18 protein-coding genes are annotated in these 19863 nt (G+C 44.5%); 8 read left to right on the forward strand and 10 right to left on the reverse strand.

The genetic code is table 11. The annotated features are described in order from the left end of the window. Positions 1 to 15 precede the first annotated feature (15 nt). From FIV04_RS05695 to FIV04_RS05705, 3 genes are all read right to left on the reverse strand, one after another. Positions 16 to 582, reverse strand: a complete 567-nt coding sequence (locus FIV04_RS05695; RefSeq protein ID WP_152468512.1) for a septation protein A — start codon at positions 580 to 582, stop codon at positions 16 to 18. A 109-nt stretch (positions 583 to 691) separates the two neighbouring features. Continuing rightward, positions 692 to 940: a hypothetical protein gene (locus FIV04_RS05700; RefSeq protein ID WP_032549329.1), complete on the reverse strand. Its 249-nt coding sequence runs from the start codon at positions 938 to 940 to the stop codon at positions 692 to 694. 353 nt (positions 941 to 1293) lie between these two features. Further along, complete coding sequence (locus FIV04_RS05705) at positions 1294 to 2181, reverse strand: LysR substrate-binding domain-containing protein (RefSeq protein WP_032549328.1); 888 nt, start codon at positions 2179 to 2181, stop codon at positions 1294 to 1296. A 181-nt stretch (positions 2182 to 2362) separates the two neighbouring features. On the opposite strand from FIV04_RS05705, the gene hisC reads away from it, so the two are divergent. The 6 genes from hisC to FIV04_RS05740 all read left to right on the forward strand — a co-directional run bounded on the left by hisC (position 2363) and on the right by FIV04_RS05740 (position 8696). After that, positions 2363 to 3487: a histidinol-phosphate transaminase gene (gene hisC, locus FIV04_RS05715; RefSeq protein ID WP_152468513.1), complete on the forward strand. Its 1125-nt coding sequence runs from the start codon at positions 2363 to 2365 to the stop codon at positions 3485 to 3487. Positions 3488 to 3497: 10 nt separating this feature from the next. Further along, positions 3498 to 4271 (forward strand): ABC transporter substrate-binding protein, encoded by a 774-nt coding sequence (locus FIV04_RS05720; RefSeq protein WP_152469535.1) that lies wholly within the window; start codon positions 3498 to 3500, stop codon positions 4269 to 4271. A gap of 270 nt (positions 4272 to 4541) precedes the next feature. Then, positions 4542 to 6161 carry a methyl-accepting chemotaxis protein gene (locus FIV04_RS05725; protein ID WP_152468514.1) on the forward strand — a complete coding sequence of 540 codons (1620 nt, stop codon included), beginning with the start codon at positions 4542 to 4544 and terminating at the stop codon, positions 6159 to 6161. A gap of 12 nt (positions 6162 to 6173) precedes the next feature. Further along, a complete protein-coding gene (locus FIV04_RS05730; protein ID WP_150895057.1) occupies positions 6174 to 7424 on the forward strand; it encodes a hypothetical protein in 1251 nt (416 codons plus the stop codon). Positions 7425 to 7435: 11 nt separating this feature from the next. Further along, positions 7436 to 7831 (forward strand): hypothetical protein, encoded by a 396-nt coding sequence (locus tag FIV04_RS05735; RefSeq protein ID WP_032549323.1) that lies wholly within the window; start codon positions 7436 to 7438, stop codon positions 7829 to 7831. Between the two features lie 283 nt (positions 7832 to 8114). Beyond that, complete coding sequence (locus FIV04_RS05740) at positions 8115 to 8696, forward strand: TetR/AcrR family transcriptional regulator (protein ID WP_150895052.1); 582 nt, start codon at positions 8115 to 8117, stop codon at positions 8694 to 8696. A 125-nt stretch (positions 8697 to 8821) separates the two neighbouring features. Here the strand turns inward: FIV04_RS05740 and FIV04_RS05745 are convergent, their stop codons facing one another. Beyond that, positions 8822 to 10021, reverse strand: a complete 1200-nt coding sequence (locus tag FIV04_RS05745) for a dicarboxylate/amino acid:cation symporter (protein WP_253895403.1) — start codon at positions 10019 to 10021, stop codon at positions 8822 to 8824. Between the two features lie 531 nt (positions 10022 to 10552). On the opposite strand from FIV04_RS05745, the gene FIV04_RS05750 reads away from it, so the two are divergent. Next, positions 10553 to 11989, forward strand: coding sequence for a nodulation protein NfeD (locus FIV04_RS05750; RefSeq protein WP_152468515.1), 1437 nt, complete (start codon positions 10553 to 10555; stop codon positions 11987 to 11989). Positions 11990 to 12055: 66 nt separating this feature from the next. Further along, positions 12056 to 12850, forward strand: coding sequence for a slipin family protein (locus FIV04_RS05755; RefSeq protein ID WP_152468516.1), 795 nt, complete (start codon positions 12056 to 12058; stop codon positions 12848 to 12850). 91 nt (positions 12851 to 12941) lie between these two features. On the opposite strand, the gene trpA is transcribed toward FIV04_RS05755, so the two are convergent. From trpA to FIV04_RS05785, 6 genes are all read right to left on the reverse strand, one after another. Further along, positions 12942 to 13748, reverse strand: coding sequence for a tryptophan synthase subunit alpha (gene trpA / locus FIV04_RS05760; protein ID WP_152468517.1), 807 nt, complete (start codon positions 13746 to 13748; stop codon positions 12942 to 12944). Continuing rightward, entirely contained in the window at positions 13748 to 14938 is a 1191-nt protein-coding gene (trpB, locus tag FIV04_RS05765; RefSeq protein ID WP_032549317.1) for a tryptophan synthase subunit beta, read from the reverse strand. Before trpB ends, trpA begins: the two co-directional genes overlap by 1 nt. 138 nt (positions 14939 to 15076) lie before the next feature. Continuing rightward, entirely contained in the window at positions 15077 to 16504 is a 1428-nt protein-coding gene (gene trpCF / locus FIV04_RS05770; RefSeq protein ID WP_152468518.1) for a bifunctional indole-3-glycerol-phosphate synthase TrpC/phosphoribosylanthranilate isomerase TrpF, read from the reverse strand. A gap of 24 nt (positions 16505 to 16528) precedes the next feature. Then, positions 16529 to 17527 (reverse strand): anthranilate phosphoribosyltransferase, encoded by a 999-nt coding sequence (gene trpD / locus FIV04_RS05775; protein WP_152468519.1) that lies wholly within the window; start codon positions 17525 to 17527, stop codon positions 16529 to 16531. Positions 17528 to 17536: 9 nt separating this feature from the next. After that, positions 17537 to 18145: an aminodeoxychorismate/anthranilate synthase component II gene (locus FIV04_RS05780; RefSeq protein ID WP_152468520.1), complete on the reverse strand. Its 609-nt coding sequence runs from the start codon at positions 18143 to 18145 to the stop codon at positions 17537 to 17539. Between the two features lie 2 nt (positions 18146 to 18147). After that, positions 18148 to 19743 (reverse strand): anthranilate synthase component 1, encoded by a 1596-nt coding sequence (locus FIV04_RS05785; RefSeq protein ID WP_152468521.1) that lies wholly within the window; start codon positions 19741 to 19743, stop codon positions 18148 to 18150. Between the last annotated feature and the right edge of the window lie 120 nt (positions 19744 to 19863).

Below are 19863 nucleotides of genomic sequence, written 5' to 3' on the forward strand. Positions count from 1 at the left end.
GATCTCATTCGACCATTACTCCTCGTCTCGATTTTTCTCAGAAAGGGGCTGTTGTTTGTCTTTAGGTAAGCTTTTGTAGATGTATAAACCTGTCAACAAAGTAAATGTAATGGTTGCGAACAATAGACCAAATACTTTGAAGTTCACCCATACGTCGAGTGATAAATTGAAGGCAACATAGACATTTAAAGCGGCGCATAACACGAAAAATGCCGTCCATGCCCAACTGATGTTACGCCATACAGAATCAGGCAGAGTGAGCTCTTTTCCAAGCATCCCCTTAATTGCCGGTTTTCCCATTAGTTGGCTTACAGTTAAACCAATAGCGAACAGTGCGTAGACAATGGTGACTTTCCACTTAATAAAGTTATCGTCATGCAGAAATATCGTCATACCACCGAACAGTGCAACCATAGCGAAGGTGATGATCTGCACCTTCTCCATTTTTTTGTAGAGTAGGTAAATCAATGCAATTTGAATGGCGGTTGCGGCGATGAGCGCCCCTGTCGCGGTGTAGATGTCATACATCTTGTACAGAGCAAAGAAGATGATAAGCGGGATAAAATCGATAATCTGCTTCATGTTAGACCGAACATCCTGTTGAGATACTTCTATTCAGTCTAGCTAAAAGTGCCTCGATGCAAAATAGACCGAAGCACTTGAAAATGAAATGTTTGATTGAGTGATCTTGTCACCGCGTACATGCAGTTTGGTAACGTGGAATAAGTTGTTTAATGTCTTCCAAGTAACCTTCACTTTTGAGGTTGTCGAGTGTTTGCTCGAGCTCTTCTTCACTCATCATAAAGCAAGTTGATTTACCCGTAGTTAGATCCAAATATTCGTGATATTCGCGTTCAGTAAAGTGGCCAATACGATCCATTAGTAGTGTTTTAATCCCATGGTGAATCAAGCCGTAATACGTATGTCTTTGTAAGGTCATAGCCTATCCTCCGTGACAAGCTGCAATGAGAAAAAGTGCAACCTGCTTTATATTGGTTGGGTTGTCTATGACAAAGCAATTCGAATGCCATTTTCGTATCGAGGATGGATCTTTTTAACTCGAAAGAGTGATTTGTTTCATATTTTCATTCAGTTAAAAGAATGCTTCATCTGCTTTCATCAAGACAATACGTGTTGCGAGAAGAATAGTTTTATTTTGAGAGGCAATATTCCGCATCAATTTGAGAATAACTCGATTCTCATTTTGAAAAATGTCGGCAACCTGTAAGTTCTACGCTTTCCGTGCGGGGTTTACCGTCTATTCGTGTCCGATCCGTTTCTATCCCATCAAAGTTAATCAACCAACCAATCAACCAGAGTAGATAGCGAAGTATTCTGGCGGTTCTTCGGTTGCAACAAGAAATAACCATTTCCTGAGAACACACTGCCTTCACTCACTTTCACTAATCTGCCTAAATCGATGTCTTGTTTTGCAAGCGTGATATCACCAATGGCAATACCGAACCCCTGAATTGCCGCGTTCATTGCCTGATCAAGTGTCGCGAATTGCTGGTTATTTTTGCTTGAAAGTTCATTGCTGCCGATATGCTCCAACCACAATCGCCAGTCACTTTGCTCGTTATTTGCGTGCAGCCAAGTGTATTGGGACAGCTTGTGTGGCTTGATGATGCTCGAATCAATCTCTGTTAGGTGCTCTTTAACAATAATCTGCGATTGGCATATTGGAGCAAGTTGTTCGTTAAACAACAACTGGCTGACGATTGAGTGTTGGTTTGGCTTCTTGCCATAGGTGATTACAGCGTCAAATGGGTCAAAACTCGGCTCAAAGACGTGCTTGATAGTGGATGTTAGCTCTACATCAATTTCAGGGTAAGCCTGTTGAAACGACATCAGTTTGGGTAGTAGCCAAGAGGTAATACAGCTCGGAGCATTAAGTTTTATTTTTGAAGGAGAACTCGATACTTGATTCAGAGCAGATTGCAGCTGTTGAATGGTTGCTTGAATGAGTGGAACCAACTCTTCACCTTTAGGTGTTAACGATAGGCCACGAGCATGACGATAAAAAAGATCACACCCTAAGCTGTCTTCAAAGGCTAAAACCTGACGGCTAACAGCCCCTTGCGTGACGTTTAGTTCATGAGCGGCATGGGTAAAATTCAAGTGCCTTGCTGTTGATAGAAAGGCGAGCAAGGTTTTGGTGGAAGGCAGTGAATGATTCATATATTTACCTATGACTTTTTATCATGGCTATTATGTAATTATTTCGATTCATTTATCAATAGTGTTCTGTTTGAATGTAAATACTTAATCATCATTTATGATTCAATATGTGTATATGTCTCATATATTGAATATGAAAGCGGTGGTGATAACATTCTGATTATGTGGAAAGGAACGCCTCTTGATATCTTTTATCGATAGCCTAGTGCCTCAGGCAGTAAAAAAATTAATACCTTACCAATCGGCGAGAAGAATTGGTGGTGATGGGCGTGTTTGGTTAAATGCAAACGAGTTAGAGAGCCCACTGTTTCCGGGCGAAGTAGGGCATAACCGCTACCCTGACTTTTTGCCGCAAGACATAGCGAAAGCATACCAAGCGTATTGTGAAACGGATGCTGACACGGTTGCGGTGCGTGGAGCGGATGAAGCGATTGATCTATTAATCAGAACATTCTGTAAACCTGCTCAAGACAAGATACTGATTTGCTCTCCAACCTACGCAATGTATGAATTTTGTGCTGATGCGTTGGCGATTGAAACACTAGATTCGCCGCTTAAGGAAGATTTCAGTTTAGATACTGCCGACGTGGTAAAGAAAGCGGAGTTAGCGAATATCGTTTTCCTCTGTTCACCGAACAACCCAACTGGCAACGTGATTCCTAAATCTGATCTGGTAGAAGTACTTGAAGGTACGCAAGGCAAATCACTCGTGGTAGTCGATGAAGCGTATATTGAGTTTGAACCGCAGACATCAGCCGTAAACCTAATTGAGCGCTATCCACACTTAGTGGTGATTCGCACTTTGTCTAAGGCGTTTGGACTGGCTGCCGTGCGTTGTGGATTTATCTTAGCGAGCCCAAACGTGATGCAGTATGTCGCAAAACTGATTCCGCCATACCCAATGCCGGATTGCTCATCGCAAATAGTACTAGAGGCACTATCTGACGAGCGAGTTTCAGTAATGCAAGACGCGACATTAGACTTGGTTGAAGTTCGTAATCGCTTTGCAACTCAATTGGCAAAGTTTAATTTCATTGAGCAAGTTTACCCGTCGTCGACCAACTTTGTGTTGCTGAAGCACAAGCCTGAACACCAACTGTTTAGCGTATTGGCGAAAAATGGCATTGTAACCAGGAATCAACATCATGAGCCTGCGTTACGTCATTGCGTTCGCATCAGTATTGGCAGTAAAGAGAGCATGGATGAAGTGATAGCGTCACTGAATCACTACCAAAAACAATTACGTCAGAGACAACACACTCAGAATACAGAACCTCAACTTCAACTCGATAAAGATCATATCTAGGATGGCAATGATGAAAAAGATACTACTAGGACTCACTTGCGCAGCTGCTCTACTTGGTACCGCCGTACAGGCGAAAGAGGTTCGCTTGGCGTCAGACTTTACCTATCCTCCTTTTAATTACAAAAACAGCGACGGTGTGCCGGTTGGGTTCGATATTGAGATAGCCGATGCCTTATGTGAGCAAGCGAAACTGGACTGTACTTGGGTATCGCAAAGCTGGGATTCGTTGATTCCAAGTCTACTGGCAAGAAAGTCAGATGTGATTATGGCGTCGATGCGTATTACGGAAGAGCGTAAGCGTAAGATCCTGTTTACGGATAAGTACTATCAAACCCCAGCAGTATTCGTTGCCGCTAAAAGCGCGACATTTGATATTGACCAAGATGGCTTAGCGGGTAAAACCATCGGCGTGCAGCAAGGTACTATTCATGACCGTTACGTGACCGACAAGTTCGGCAGTGTGGCAACCATCAAGCGTTATACTGGCCAAGATGAAGTCTACCTTGATCTTCAGAACGGTCGTCTAGACGTCACGTTTGGTAACTCAGATCAGCTATCACTTGCGTTCCTAGATAAAACAGAAGGAAAGGATTTCGAATTCAAAGGCAAAGCGGTAACCGATAAAGCTTATATCGGAGAAGGCACAGCGTTGGCGTTAAGAAAACAAGATGCAAAACTGGCAGAACAGTTTAACAATGCCATCGAAGAGATTCGAGCGAACGGCACCTACGATAAGATTGCCGCTAAGTATTTCTCTTTTGATATCTATGGTAGTGATCTGTAAATTTGAAGTATCAAATTTAGAAAACAATTTAGTCGATTAATATGTGCATAGTGGAAATGCGAATAATTTAATATCGAATAATAAACCCCGAGGGCTCAAGTCCTCGGGGTTTTTCTTTGGGTGATGGGTAAGCGAGGCTTTAATAGAATTATAATCATTGATTGAACCAGGTTTAAACATAACGTGTCATTTGTTTAGTGAATCCATTCACTGAAGGAAGTGATCTGACGGTAACATAATTGTCAATTTGCGATAATTAAATAGAACCATATGCTGCTGTCTCGTTATATCAATATAAAAGTACAATTCGTCGTTCTTTTATCAATTATCTCGCTCAGTTTAGCGGCGATAATTACCATCAATGTCTTTATCCACCGTGATAATAGTCAGCGACTCACTCAATTAGAGTTAAGTTATTACCCTGCATTAGAGCACGCCACAAAAATAAACTCTCTATTACCAAATGTGCGACAACAATTTGAAGCTGCTGTGATCATGGAAGACGAGCAGGCTATCGATTATGCACGCCAAATATCTGCTGATTTACAAGTAGAGGCAAATAAGGGAGCGATAGTTCTACCTTCACAAGCTGATGCGTTTAATCAATTGTCACTTTCGCTAAAAAAATACACCGAATCTGCATATGCGTTGAGTTTAGATTTTATTAATTTAAATGACTCCTTTGATAACTTAACGGTTAGGTCGAATAAGCTCAGCGCGGATTATGATTCGTTACTTGCGTTAAGCGACCAGCTACGTGCATCAGCGAGCCAAAATGTCGTTGATACCATTTTACACTCAGAGAATGCCGCAAATGATGCTGCCCAACAATCAGTTTGGCTTGGTGTTTTCTTTCTCTTGTCTGTTTTTGCTGTCGGTTATGCGATCTTCAAATCTGTTATTAGCTCAATCCTGTTGGTAACCGAAAAAATGCAAGCTATTGCCACAGGTGATGGCGACCTGACGGTTCGAATTGATTACTCAGGCAAAGATGAAATTGCAACCTTGGTGCAAAGCGTTAACCAATTTATTGAAAAGCTTCAAGGTATCATCGCAAGCACTCTGAGTATTGGACAAGAGTTAGAAGTAGTTAGCGATAAGATTCGCAGTGAATCCCATCAAACCTTGGCGTTAAACAGCACTCAACGTGACCATATTGAAGAAGTGACTGATGCGGTTAACAACATCATCGCTCTCATTGAACAAGTTGTTGGCTTTGCATCACATGCTGATTCACAAGCACAGAAAGCGAATGCAAGTGCGCAAACGGGTACTCAAGTTGTATTGAAAACAAGCCAGGAAATAGAAGAGCTGGCAAGCAACATCCGTGATACGGCGACTAAGTTAAAACAGTTGGACAAAAATGCGAGCAACGTAGGTTCAATCTTGAGCACGATACAAAGCGTTGCGGAGCAAACCAATCTACTCGCACTCAATGCTGCCATTGAAGCCGCTCGCGCAGGGGACCATGGGCGCGGTTTTGCCGTCGTTTCTGATGAAGTACGTGTCCTCGCCAATAATACCCAGCAATCTGCGACAGAGATTAATGCTTTACTCGGTGAATTAAAGTCTGGCTCAAATGCGGCGGTAGGAGCAATGGATCAAGGGCTTGCAAGCTCGTCCCAGGCCGTTGGAGATGCGCAAAACGCAGGGGATTACTTACTCGAAATCAGCGGGCAGGTTGAGGAAATCACCGAACTTAATCGTCAGATAGCGAGTACGACAGAACATCAGGCTCGCGCTTCAAAACAGATTCATACCCATATGGATGATTTTAGACAGTGCTCTCACCAAGTATCTCAGTCTACCGATCAATTAGAAGCTCTGAGTCACCAACTCAGTGACATCGTTACAGAGCTGAGCAAATCCACTTCACAATTCAAAGTATAACGGAGAACAATAATGACTCACTCCCCATTTCGCTTATTGCCTGTGGCAGTAGCGCTTGCGGCGTCGTTCGCAACACAAGCTGCAGATGAGCAAAAATTGGCTGAGCTAGAGAAGAAGGTCGCGATCCTTGAAGCGAAAGAGCAAAACTCAATTGCGGATAAGTTTAGTTTCAATGGCTTTGCGTCTTTAAACATGCAATTAGGCAATCAAAACCATGGCTTCATGAAGTCGGAAAATAAAGTGCGTTTTGATGAAGGTTCTTTGTTCGGTTTGCAAGGTGAGTTCGAAGTTAATGAATCGACTTCTGCGGTTGTTCAAATGGTCGCTCGTGGCAATAAAAAAGAGAACTGGTCTCCAGATGTAGAGTGGGCATTCTTAAGCCACAAAGTGACACCTAATTTGACTGTTCGTGGTGGTAAGTTGCGTTTGCCACTGTTCATGTACTCTGACTACTTAGAAGTTGGTTATGCACAGGTTGGCGTGAGAGTTCCTAACGAAGTATACGGCTCAGTGGTTTTAACCTCTCTCACTGGTGGTGACTTCATTTACGATATGGAACTGGATGACAGTACGCTTTCATTCCAAGGTTTTGCCGGTTCACAAAAGCTATCGGCATCAAAGCACAGCTACAACGCTGATACACAGTTTGATGATATTGCTGGTGGTGTAGTCAATTGGACGGATGACACTTGGACGCTTCGTGCCGTTTACGCACAGTCTGTGATTAGCTCTTCTACGAATTGGAACGAAAACAACCAGTCAGTGCTAAATTCAACGTTTGATGATGACAAAGCTAAGTTCTACGGTGTTGGTGGTCGATACGAAAATGGCAACCTAATGCTGGTTTCTGAAGTGACTCGTACAACGGTTGAAGGTTTTTACTACGACGTTGATGCTGCGTACCTAACAGCGGCGTACCGCTTGGATGAAGTAACGCCATACGTGACAGTTTCACACATGGAAACACAAGACGATGATGAGCGAAACGCAACGGCAGACCGCCAGCTTGCAAATCTACTTCAAAATCCAAACAGTGTATCTGCGAGATACGCATATGGCTCAGCAAAAGCATTGGCTGATAAGCTAAACACACAACGCACTACGTACAGCATCGGTGCACGTTGGGACTTCCTTCCAAATATTGCCCTAAAAGGTGACATTAGCTACCTGACTGGCTTTGGTTCAACTTATGGCGGCGTAGCATCGGAATATAAGAACGATGAAAACATTTTGTACACTTTGAAAGTTGACGCTGTATTTTAAGGAAGAGAGTCATGTTGAAAAAAACATTATTAGCCGCTGCTCTTCTTAGCAGTGTAAATGCGTTCGCAGGTATCGTTGTAGTTGGAAGCCCGTCGATGAGCGAGCTTGATGCATCTACGGTGAAGAAGTTGTATTTGGGTAAAGCGAAGTCGTTGCAAATTGAAGCGGTTGACTTGGAAGATGGCCATCCGATGAAAACTGAGTTCCACCAAGCCATTACTCAAAAGACAGAGGCTCAGTTACAAGCATATTGGGCTAAACGGGTATTTACAGGTAAAGGTCAACCTCCTAAATCAGTAGGGCAGGAGAGCCTTGCAAAGGACATGGTTGCAAGCTCCTCTAATACCATTGCTTATATTGATGAATCCTTAGTTGATAGTTCAGTTAAAGTGATTTTAAAACTCTAGACTTAAAAGTGGCGCTCAATTTGAGCGCCACTCTTACATTGGCTTACGTTGAAGCAATGGCTCTTACTGAACCCTTACATGGTACTGCAAACTTCTATGTTATTGTTTGTTGGAGTAATTACTCAGCTTTGTTTTGATTACATTTCAAGAGCATTTGTTAAATGTTGCCTTCATCATGCAGGTTGCTTAACCGTGTTCTAAATGTTTTTGTTCCATATTGAGATTGTTTATTCGAGTTATAAGATGTGTTGTATATGTAAACAAGCGAGTGGAATATAATCTGATGCCTAATGAAAAAAGAGAAGAAATATTAAGTGCAGCAGAAAAGTTATTTATTTGTCAGCCTTATAATAAAGTATCTATTCGCTCTATTGCTAAATCTGCAGGAGTGAGTCCTGCGTTAATTCTCTATTACTTTAATAATAAAGAGCAATTATTTGATCAGCTCATCGAAGAGCATACCCATCGTTTTGAAGAGCAGTTTTCCAAATATCAAAGAGTAGAAGGGATACAGTTACAACAGTTAATCTCTGAGTTAATTGATTTTTGGGAAAGTGCACCCAATATATTTTTATTCTTTACTCTTGGTGGCAGTTCGTTCAATCACGATAATGTACAAAGATTAAAAGAATCTAAGTTCGGTTTCACCTATCACAAAACTCTTGAAAACCTCCTTTACTTAGTTGATGGCTGTAACGAATCGAATTTTCACTACTACCAAATGTTGATGAACTCACTGGTTTCTCAACCCTATTTAGAGTCAAGGCAGAAAAAATTTAACTCTGACCGTTCTACCTTTAACTTAAACCAATATCAGGAAGTAATAGCAAGCTTACTCAAGACCGAAAGTAGCCATCCATATTAAGTTGCTTTGTATGTCACTTCGAGAGAATTGGAAGCATTGCAGTTTAAGCCTTTTCAACTATTTACTTCCCTCAGAACAAAAAAGCCACTCATAGAGTGGCTTTTTGCTTATCGATAGAATCGAAATTACGCTTGCTGTTTCTGTAGCTCAGCTTCTTTCTCTTCGTCTTTGATCAGCGAGTCAACGATAACTGCACACGCTGCATCACCAGTGATGTTCAGAGCTGTACGAATCATGTCGAAGATACGGTCAAGAGCGAATAGTAGTGGTAGACCTTCGATTGGAATACCCGCTGCTAGAAGAACGGCTACAACTAGGAATGATGGACCTGGAACACCCGCTTGGCCTACAGCACCAAGAGTTGATGTCACGATGATTGCGATGTATGCGCCCATTGATAGGTCGATGTTGAATAGCTGAGCAAAGAAGATAGCAACTAGGCCGTAGTAAATCGCGTTACCAGACATGTTGATTGTCGCGCCTAGAGGCAATACGAATGATGCAGTTGAGTTACGAACACCCAGCTCGTTCTCTACTGTATCCATAGTTACAGGTAGTGTTGCCATTGAAGATGCAGTTGAAAGTGCAACGGCTTGAGGCTTCTTCATTGCTGTCAGGAATTTCTTTGCTGATGTCTTTGTGAAGATTTGAATCATCAGTGGGTAAGCAACGAAGCCGAATACTAGGATTGCTGCTACGTAAACAACGAACAGTTTGAACACAACCATTAGTGCGCCAAAACCGAACGTACCTACCGCTTCAGCCATTAGACCAAATACGCCAAGAGGAGCGATGATCATTACTTTGTTGATCATCCATACCATAGCGTCAACGATAGCGTTTACACCGTTGATGATTGGCTCACGCTTCTCTTTCGCTTGCTTGGAGATTGCGATACCAAAGAACAGGCAGAATACTAGGATTTGAAGGATGTTTGCTTCGTTTAAAGACTGGAAAACGTTGGTTGGGATCATACCTGTGATGGTAGCCCAGAAAGTTGGAAGTTCGCCTTTCGATGCATACTCAGATGAGAACATACCTTCAACGCCAGAAACGTCGATGCCGCGTCCTGGTTCGAATACTTCACCCATGATCAATGCAAGGGCAACAGCCAGTGCAGAAGTCAGTGCAAAGTAACCTAGAGTAGTGATACCTACTTTACCCGCTGATGAGCTATTGCCTAAGCCTGCCGCACCTGAGATCAGTGCAACGGCTACCAATGGGATAACCAGCATCTTGATTAAATTGATAAAGATCGCACCTAGAGGAGCGAACATAGTTGCGCTCTCGCCCATCATGGCACCCACTACAGTACCCACGATCATAGCAATAACGACTTGAATGCCGATATTGCCTAGTAAACTCTTTTCTTTTAACACTTCCGTTACCTCTGTGCTACAAAATGTAAAATTCCTAGAACTACATGCCAATGTGCGTCGTACCATTGGATGAATATTTCGTGATGAGTTTTACACTTATCTGTTACATTTATCAATATGAGCAGAGACGAAAATGCATCAAAAAACGTGACATTAATGTTATTTGGCGATCTTTTGTTCTAAGGCAAACGTTTGCTTTGGTTTTTTGATGTGGTGTTATTTGTTTAATTTATAAAAACCTGACCTCAGTGTGTTTTGTGAATACTTTCAAGTTGAGGGTGTTAATACACAACCTTTAACATTTACGTTTCATTTATGCGCTTTTTTTAAGCGTTTTAATGTGGCTCGAGATTGGTATGTTTGTTGTGCGAAATTTAGCCTGAACTATGCTTAAGGTATCGAGTTATTACCAAGATGTTACCTCTGCGCTTTAAAAATAAAACGTCTATCTAGCATCTCAGTTGTAAGGAGAGAGGCATGGCTTTTATATTAAAGTGCCTGTTTGCGTTTCTTCTGCTGTTCAGCTCTGCAAATTCTCAGGCCGACGATGTTTGGGTAATAGGGGTGAATGGAGGGATAGGTCCAGCGACCAGCGATTATCTCACGAGAGAAATAGAACAAGCTCATGATGAGCAAGCCAAGCTCGTCATATTAAAAATAAATACGCCCGGCGGGTTGGATTCGTCGATGCGTGACATCATTCGCTCCATCACTACATCACCGGTTCCTATCGCGACTTGGGTTGGGCCTGCAGGCTCGCGAGCCGCTAGTGCTGGCACTTATATCTTACTCGCCAGTCACATCGCCTCTATGGCTCCCGGAACCAATTTAGGCGCAGCAACACCCGTATCGCTTGGGGGAGGGAAAGCACCTTCCGATCCTTTGTCTCCGCAAGACGACTCTAATCAAGATGGAGAATCGAAATCGAGTGATCAGGACGATACTAAACAAGAGAACTCTGACCAAGTAAAAGCAACCACTGCGATGGAGAAGAAAGTTATCAACGATGCAGCGGCTTACATCGTCAGCTTGGCGAAACTGCACAACCGTAATGAAGAGTGGGCTGAAAAAGCGGTAAGAGAAGCAGCCAGTTTGGACTCAGAAAATGCACTTGAGTTAAATGTGATTGATTTTATTGCGAGCGATTTACAGCAGCTGGTCGAGATGACCAATGGACGCACAGTCATCATTAATGGCATTAATCAGGAAATTCAGCTCAATCAGGTCGCCTTTGTAGAGCGGGAGCAAGATTGGCGTTTCAGTCTGCTGTCAGTGATCACCAATCCTAACGTTGCCTACATTCTTATGCTCATCGGTATTTACGGCTTACTTCTTGAATTTTATAACCCTGGAGTCGGTCTACCGGGTGTGCTTGGTGGTATCTGTTTGCTGTTAGCGATGTATTCATTGCAAATGCTGCCTGTCAGTTACGCTGGTCTTGCGTTAATACTGCTTGGGATCGCGCTGATGATTGCTGAAGCTTTCAGTCCAAGCTTCGGCATTTTCGGTTTAGGTGGTGTAGTGGCGTTTTCACTCGGTTCCATCATGTTGATGGATACCGAAGTGCCCGGCTATCAAATTGCTTTACCATTAATCATTGGCATCAGCCTGTTCTCTGTCGGCTTTTTTGTTGTGACGATATCTATGCTGGTTCGGGTGAGAAATCAGCGAGTGACAACGGGCATGGAAGCGGTAGTCGGTGAGACGGGCAAAGTTGTCAGTGGCTTTCCGGGAGCAGGTAGAGTTTTGGTTGAAGGTGAAATCTGGCAAGCCAAATGTACCGAGAAGCTGCAAGTTGGACAAAGTATCAGAGTGACTAAGCTAACAGGTCTTTCATTAGATGTAGAAGCGCTAGATATTGAAGCAGTGGATATCGAAGAGCATGTCGGAGGCTCATCGACTCGGTCTAAATAGGCGAAATGAGTGGAGAGATGACCCAATGAAATCTCCTTAGTTATCGTTACCAGTAAGGGGGCGGTTATGTTTATACACACGATAGGTATTGTGGTAGTGCTCGTTATCTTGTTGATAGCTAGCATGTTTAAAGTGCTGCGCGAGTACGAGCGTGCAGTGGTGTTTTTCTTAGGTCGTTTTTATCGAGTAAAAGGGCCGGGTCTGATCGTCATCATTCCTTTAATCCAACAAATCGTGCGAGTCGACTTACGTACTATAGTCTTAGATGTACCAACGCAAGACTTGATCACCAGAGATAACGTGTCGGTGAAGGTGAACGCTGTAGTCTATTTTCGAGTGCTCGATCCGAAGATGGCGATTAATAATGTAGAGAACTATCTGGAGGCGACAAGCCAACTCTCTCAAACTACGCTGCGTTCCGTGCTGGGTCAGCATGAGCTGGATGAGCTTTTGTCAGAGCGGGAAGAACTCAACAAAGACCTGCAAGCGATACTCGATCAGCACACTGATAATTGGGGGATTAAAATTGCCAATGTTGAAATTAAACATGTCGACCTAGATGACAGTATGGTTCGAGCTCTCGCTAAACAAGCAGAAGCGGAGCGTTCTCGCCGTGCTAAGGTGATACATGCAACGGGTGAGCTAGAAGCGTCGACTAAATTACAAGAAGCAGCGGATGTATTGAATAAGTCACCGAATGCGATTCAATTACGATACATGCAGACGTTAACAGAAGTGGCCAACGAGAGAACCACAACGATTGTATTTCCAATGCCAGTCGACTTGGTGGACAAGATAGCCGATCCTATCAAGGCAACATTGAATGAAGCCGCCATTAAGAAAGCAATGAAGAGTGATTAAGTTTTGAGAGTAATAAAAAAGCGCCCATATTCGGGCGCTTTTTACTTCTTAAAGTGGCTTTAATCGCCTTTAGCGAACGCTTTGTTGGCGACTACTTTTGCGTTGCCGCTTTCATTGGAGCAATGAAGTCAGCCAGCTTCTCAAGCATTAGCTCTGGTTGCTCAACATGCTGCTCTATGATCTTAACAACCGCTGAACCAGAAATCGCACCTGCAGCGCCTGCTTCAATCGCTTCTTTCACTTGTTCAGGTGCTGAAATACCAAAACCTAGTAGCGCTGGTGGCGCGTTGAATTGGTTTAGACGATCAAGCATATGTCCAACAGGCATGTTTGCTTTTGTCTCTGCACCCGTTACACCGGCACGAGAAAGTAGGTAAGTGTAACCACCGCCAAGCTCAGCCACTTGCTTCAATGTTTCATCGCTTGCCGTTGGTGGTGCGATGAAGATTGGATGGATACCGAACTTCTCAGCAGCTGCAACAAACTCTGCGCTCTCGTTAGTTGGAACGTCAGCAATCAGAACAGAATCAATACCAGCTTTTGAACAGCGCTCGTAGAAGTCTTCAATACCGCGTGAGTACACAAGGTTTGCATACATTAGAAGGCCAACCGGCAGTTCTGGGTATTTCGCGCGAATCTTACCAATCTGCTCAAAACATATATCAGGAGTTGCGCCTGAATCCAGAGCACGGATGTTGGCACCTTGGATAGTTGGGCCATCTGCTAGCGGATCAGAGAATGGAATACCCAGTTCTAGTGCATCGGCACCAGCTTCAATTAGGGTTTCCATGATTTTGTAAGACTGCTCTGCGTTTGGATCGCAAACCGTTACGAACGGTACAAATGCGCCTTGGTTTTTCTCGTTTAGGCGCGTAAACATCTTCTCATAACGGTTCATTAGATAGCTCCTTTTTCTTCTAAGATGGCGTGTACGGTGAAGATGTCTTTGTCACCACGACCTGATAGGTTTACAACCAATAGTTGTTCTTTTTCTGGGTTCTCACGAGCCATTTTCAGTGCGTGTGCAACAGCGTGAGAAGACTCAAGTGCAGGGATGATACCTTCGTTGCGCGCGATCTCTTGGAAGGCTTCTAGTGCCTCATCATCGGTTACGTTGTCGTATTCTGCACGGCCAATTGCATTAAGGTGTGCGTGCTGAGGACCAACAGAAGGGAAGTCTAGACCTGCTGATACCGAGTAAGACTCTTCAACCTGACCGTTAGGGTCTTGCATTAGCGGCGCCTTCATACCAAAGAAGATGCCCGTTTTACCATGCTTAAGCGGTGCACCGTGCTGGTCAGTATCGATACCTTTACCCGCTGGCTCAACACCGATTAGGCGAACACTCTCTTCTTCGATGAAATCAGCAAACATACCGATTGCGTTTGAACCACCACCCACACAAGCGATAACTGCGTCAGGTAGGCGACCTTCACGAGCTAGAATTTGGTTCTTGGTTTCTTCGCCAATCATGCGTTGGAAATCACGAACGATGGTTGGGAATGGGTGAGGACCAGCTGCAGTACCCAGTAGGTAGTGTGCGTCTTCGTATGTTGCAGACCAGTCACGTAGCGCTTCGTTACATGCATCTTTTAGCGTTGCAGAACCAGAGTGCACAGGGATAACTTCTGCGCCCATTAGCTTCATACGGAATACGTTGGGGCTCTGACGTTCAACGTCTTTTGCACCCATGTAAACACGACATTTAAGACCTAGCAGAGCACAAGCCAGAGCCGTTGCCACACCGTGTTGACCTGCGCCAGTTTCAGCGATGATCTCTTCTTTACCCATACGTTTTGCTAGCAGAGCTTGACCAAGCACTTGGTTGGTTTTGTGCGCGCCACCGTGTAGTAAGTCTTCACGCTTTAGGTAAAGCTTGGTTTTAGTGCCTTTCGTTAGGTTACGAGTTAGCGTCAGTGCCGTTGGACGACCTGCGTACTCTTGAAGTAGCGTCATGAACTCACTGCGGAATTCTGGATCCGCTTGAGCGTCGATAAACGCTTGTTCCAGTTGCTCTAGGGCTGGCACTAGAATCTGTGGTACGTATTGACCACCGTATTCACCAAAGTAGGCATCAAGTTTAGCCATCGTGTTATTCCTTCAATTTGCTTGGTATGTCTGGATACCAATGTCTTTAATCTTGTAGAGCACCTCATTGCGATGCTCTGAAATAGGGTCTGTAGACTATCTACAGTGAATCATCTGTTCTTAAGTTGGGCTAGTCGCTCAGTATTGGCGAATTGCAGCAAACGCTTTGTTGAGTTTGTCTGCATCTTTCTTACCCGGAGCACTCTCAACACCTGAGTTAAGGTCGAGCCCTAAACAGCCTAAAGTGGCTGCTTGCTGTGCATTATCTGGGTTCAAACCACCCGCTAGCATCACAGAGCTCTGATCGTTGATCAGCTGCCAGTCGAAGACTTGACCTGTCCCACCAGTCTGAGAGCCTACTTTTGCATCAAGCAGGTGGCGAGACACATTGCTTGCTAACAGCGTAGGCAGCGAATCTTCAACGCCGTAAGCTTTCCAAATCTCTACTTGTTCTGGTAGCTGATTTGCAAGTTCAGTCACGTACTGTTGTGATTCCTCACCATGAAGCTGAACACCGTGTAAACCAAGCTCTTTCACGGCTTTGATAACGCTAGCTTGGTCATGGTTTTGGAATACGCCAATATACTTAAGCGGTGCACCACTCATGGTCAAGCGTGCTGCTTCTAGGTCGACACAACGCTTAGACGCCTCAACAAAAATTAGGCCACCGAATACCGCGCCTGCTTGGTAAGCTTTAGCTGCATCGTCAGGGTGAGTTAAGCCACAAACTTTGTTTTCACCTAATGTTACCTTGCGAACGGCAAGCTCAAGGTTCTCTTCGGCCATCAATGAGCTCCCGATAAGGAAGCCGTCTGCAAATGTCGCTAAGTCACGCACTTGCTGATGAGTGTAGATACCAGACTCTGATATCACGACTGCGTTTGGTGCTAACTCACGAAGCAGAGGCGCCAGCTCTTTGGTACGGTTCAGGTCTGTACTTAGGTCACGAAGGTTACGGTTATTGATGCCAATCACTTTCGCGTCTAATCCGACAGCACGGTGCAGCTCTTCTTCATTACTAACCTCTGTTAACACGCCCATGCCTAACGAGTGAGCAACTTCAGCGAGAGCACGGTACTCATCATCGTTTAGTACAGATAGCATCAGTAGGATAGCGTCTGCCGAGTAATGACGAGCTAAGTAAACCTGATAAGTATCGACCATGAAGTCTTTACATAGGATTGGTTGCTTAGCGATGCTGCGCACTTTAGGCAAAAATTCGAAATTGCCTTGGAAGTACTTCTCATCAGTCAGTACCGAAATCGCATTTGCATGGTTGTTGTATACCGATGCAATGTATTCAAGGTCGAAGTCATCACGAATCAAGCCTTTAGAAGGAGACGCCTTTTTACACTCGGTGATAAATACGGTTTGCTCTCGGCTTAGTGCATCGTAGAAGCTGCGGTCTGAAGCGATTAGCGCATCTTTGAACTCATTTAGCGGTTGCTGCTTTTTACGCGCTTCAACCCATTGATACTTGTCGCGAACAATTTTTGCTAATACTTCTGCCATTTCTGCTTCTTTTACAGAAACGTGAGTTGATAACTTTTCGTTTGTCTGTGTCATCTTTGTAGTCTCAAATCTTGTTCGTTATGCGTGGTCGGCAAGTTGCTGTACAAGCTCATACGCTTTGCCAGAGTTCATTGCTTCCATTGCCTTCGCTGCGTTGGCTTTTAGATCTTCATGACCAAATAGACGCATCAGTAGAGCAACGTTAACCGCTACTGCACCCGCCTGAGCTTCAGTCCCTTTACCTGTTAGGATATTTGTGGTGATAGCTTTGTTCTCGTCTGGCGTACCGCCTTTGATTGCTTCTAGCGGATGCTGATTGAGGCCGAAATCTTCAGGGGACACAGTGTATTCATGAATCTGACCATCTTTGATCTCTGCAACGATGGTTTCACCGTGAATTGCAACTTCATCTAGACCGCTGCCGTGAACAACAGCTGCACGCTTCATACCCATTTGCAGCATGGTTTCAGCGATAGGACGCACTAGCTCTTTGCTGTAAACACCCATAAGTTCGATGTTAGGACGAGCTGGGTTAATCAGTGGACCAAGGATGTTAAAGATGGTGCGAGTTTTCATTGTTTGACGCACTGGCATCGCGTGACGTACACCACCGTGGTATTGCGGTGCAAACAGGAAAGCAACGCCAAGCTTATCAACGGCAGAGCGAGTGTCTTCTGCGCTCATCGCTAGGTTAATACCAAACTTATCAAGAAGATCCGATGAACCCGATTTGCTTGATACGCTGCGGTTACCGTGTTTCGCAATCTTTAGACCACACGCTGCTGCAACGAATGCTGAAGTTGTAGATATGTTGATCGTGTCATGGCCATCACCACCTGTACCTACGATATCTGCAAAATCGTAATCAGGGCGTGGGAAAGGGTTTGCGTTTGCTAGCAGTGCTTTCGCTGCGCCTGCGATCTCTTCAGGTGTCTCGCCCTTAATTTTTAGTGCAGTCAGTACTGACGCCATCAGAATAGGGTCAAGTTCGCCTTTAATGATGATGTCGAAAAGCTGTTGGCTTTCTTCTTGAGTAAGAGATTGTTGGTCGTAAAGCTTATTAATAATCTGTTCCATGATCGTGTCCTATTTTCCATTCTTCTCAAGAGTTGTGTTCTTTTCTAAAGCCCATTCAATGGCGTTCGCCAATAGAGTTGCGCCGTATGTTGTCATGATGGATTCAGGGTGGAATTGGAAACCACACACCTTGTCTTGCTCTTGGACAACCGACATCACCAAATCATCGACTTCAGCGGTAATCGTTAGGCTTTCCGGTACGTGAGTCGCAACCAAAGAGTGGTAGCGCGCAATTGCAAGCGGAGAAGGAAGACCTTGGTAAGTCGCGTGATTGTCGTGTTCCATCATCGAAACCTTACCATGAATGATTTCGCCAGCGCCTGCAACCTTACCGCCGTATGCTTCTACAATTGCTTGGTGACCAAGACAAATACCAATCATCGGTACTTTGCCTTTTAAGCGTTGAATCAGCTCTGGCATACAGCCAGCGTCAGCAGGAGCACCTGGGCCCGGAGAAAGCAACGCAACTGGGTTTTCTAGCTCGTTAATTGCTGCTTCTACTGCTTCCGCGGGGATGTTATTACGATAGATCTTTACGTTGTGGCCAAGTGAACGGAACTGGTCAACAAGGTTGTAAGTAAACGAGTCAAAGTTATCAATAAATACGATATCAGCCATGATTAAGACTCCTGCTTACTTGATGTTTGCTTAGGTGCAGTATGCGCCGCTTGAATCGCAGAGATGACAGCTTGCGCTTTGCCACGTGTTTCATCGGCTTCGGCTTGTGGGTCTGAATCGAAAACCACACCTGCGCCAGCTTGGACTTGAGCAATACCGTTTTCTACGTACGCTGAACGAATCACGATACAGGTATCGAGCGTGCCTTCACCCGTTAGGTAGCCCACTGCGCCGCCGTAGCTGCCACGACGAGTCTGTTCAACATCACGAATCAGCTGCATCGCACGAATCTTAGGTGCGCCCGTTAGCGTGCCCATGTTCATGCAAGCTTGGTAAGCGTGCAGAGCATCAAGGTCTTCACGAAGTTGGCCTACAACGCGAGAAACGAGGTGCATTACGTGGCTGTAACGGTCTACTTTCAGTAGGTCCGCTACGTGGCGAGTGCCTGCTTCAGAGATACGTGCAACGTCGTTTCGTGCTAGGTCAACCAGCATCATGTGCTCGGCGTTCTCTTTTTTATCGGTGCGCAGCTCTAATTCAATGCGGCTATCTAGGTCGAAGTCGATTTGACCATTCGGACGCTTACCACGACGGCGAGTACCGGCGATAGGGTAGATTTCTACTTGATTAGTCTCTTTCTCGTATTTCAGAGCACTCTCTGGTGAAGCACCGAACAGAGTAAACAGCTCATCTTGCATGTAGAACATGTAAGGGCTTGGGTTGCTCTGCTTCAGCTCTTTGTACGCAGCTAGTGGTGCAGGGCAAGGCAGAGTAAAGCGACGAGAAGGAACCACTTGGAATACATCGCCTTTTACCACGTACTCTTTTAGGTCACGAACAGTCTGGCAAAAATCTTCGTCAGAAACACTTGGTACAGCTTCAACGTTATCAAGCGGGGTGACTTCGGCAATCTCTTTTAGCGATTGGCACTGAGTTTGAATATCCGCTAAACGTTCAGTCAGTCGAGTTTTGATTGTTTGATCTTCTGAGAAAACGCTCGCGTGAAGCAGACCTTCGTTCTGTTGATGGTCAAAACGAAGTAGCGTTTCAGCAACGTAGAAGACAAAGTCAGGGCAGTTATTAGTCGCTTCGGCATCGCCAAGTGGCTCGAAGTTCGCCACGATGTCGTATGCAAATAGACCCGCCATGAAAAGCGCGTGCTTGTTGTCTGGGTCTTGTGTAAAGCTGTGTTGAACTAAACGAAGTGCATCGAATGAAGAAGCTTCTCTTAGGCGAGAGTCTTCGTCTAGGTTAATACTTGGCTGAGTAAAGGTCAGAGTCAGTACATTGTCTTTCAGTTCAGATTCAATGTCTGATTTCACGTTCGCATTTAGGTGTTTGATCAGATGTTGACCGTTATCTGTCAGAGCTTGGAAAGTGACCTGATGGCCTTCGCATACGATACGCACGGCAGAATCGATAAGCAGTAGGCTAGTGAGGTTTTGCTTAGACTCAATCTCAGCAGATTCTAGCAACAAGCTGTCCGTTTTATTTTCACACAATGTGTGGAACACGCTTGTTGGATCTTGCGAGTAAGGAACTGTCGCATTGATGACATCAATAGTTCCCAGCTTTTTGATTTCAATGGCCTTGTTCACAAGACCTCCTTTATGATTCTTTAAATTTCCTGCCGTACATAGTCGCATAAAGATACCGTTCGCCCAATCTAGAATCTGGTCAATTCGTTGATTTGTTAGTCAGTTGAATGTGAGATGTCC

Source organism: Vibrio sp. THAF190c, assembly GCF_009363355.1.
GTDB classification, from domain to species: Bacteria; Pseudomonadota; Gammaproteobacteria; order Enterobacterales; family Vibrionaceae; genus Vibrio; species Vibrio fortis_A.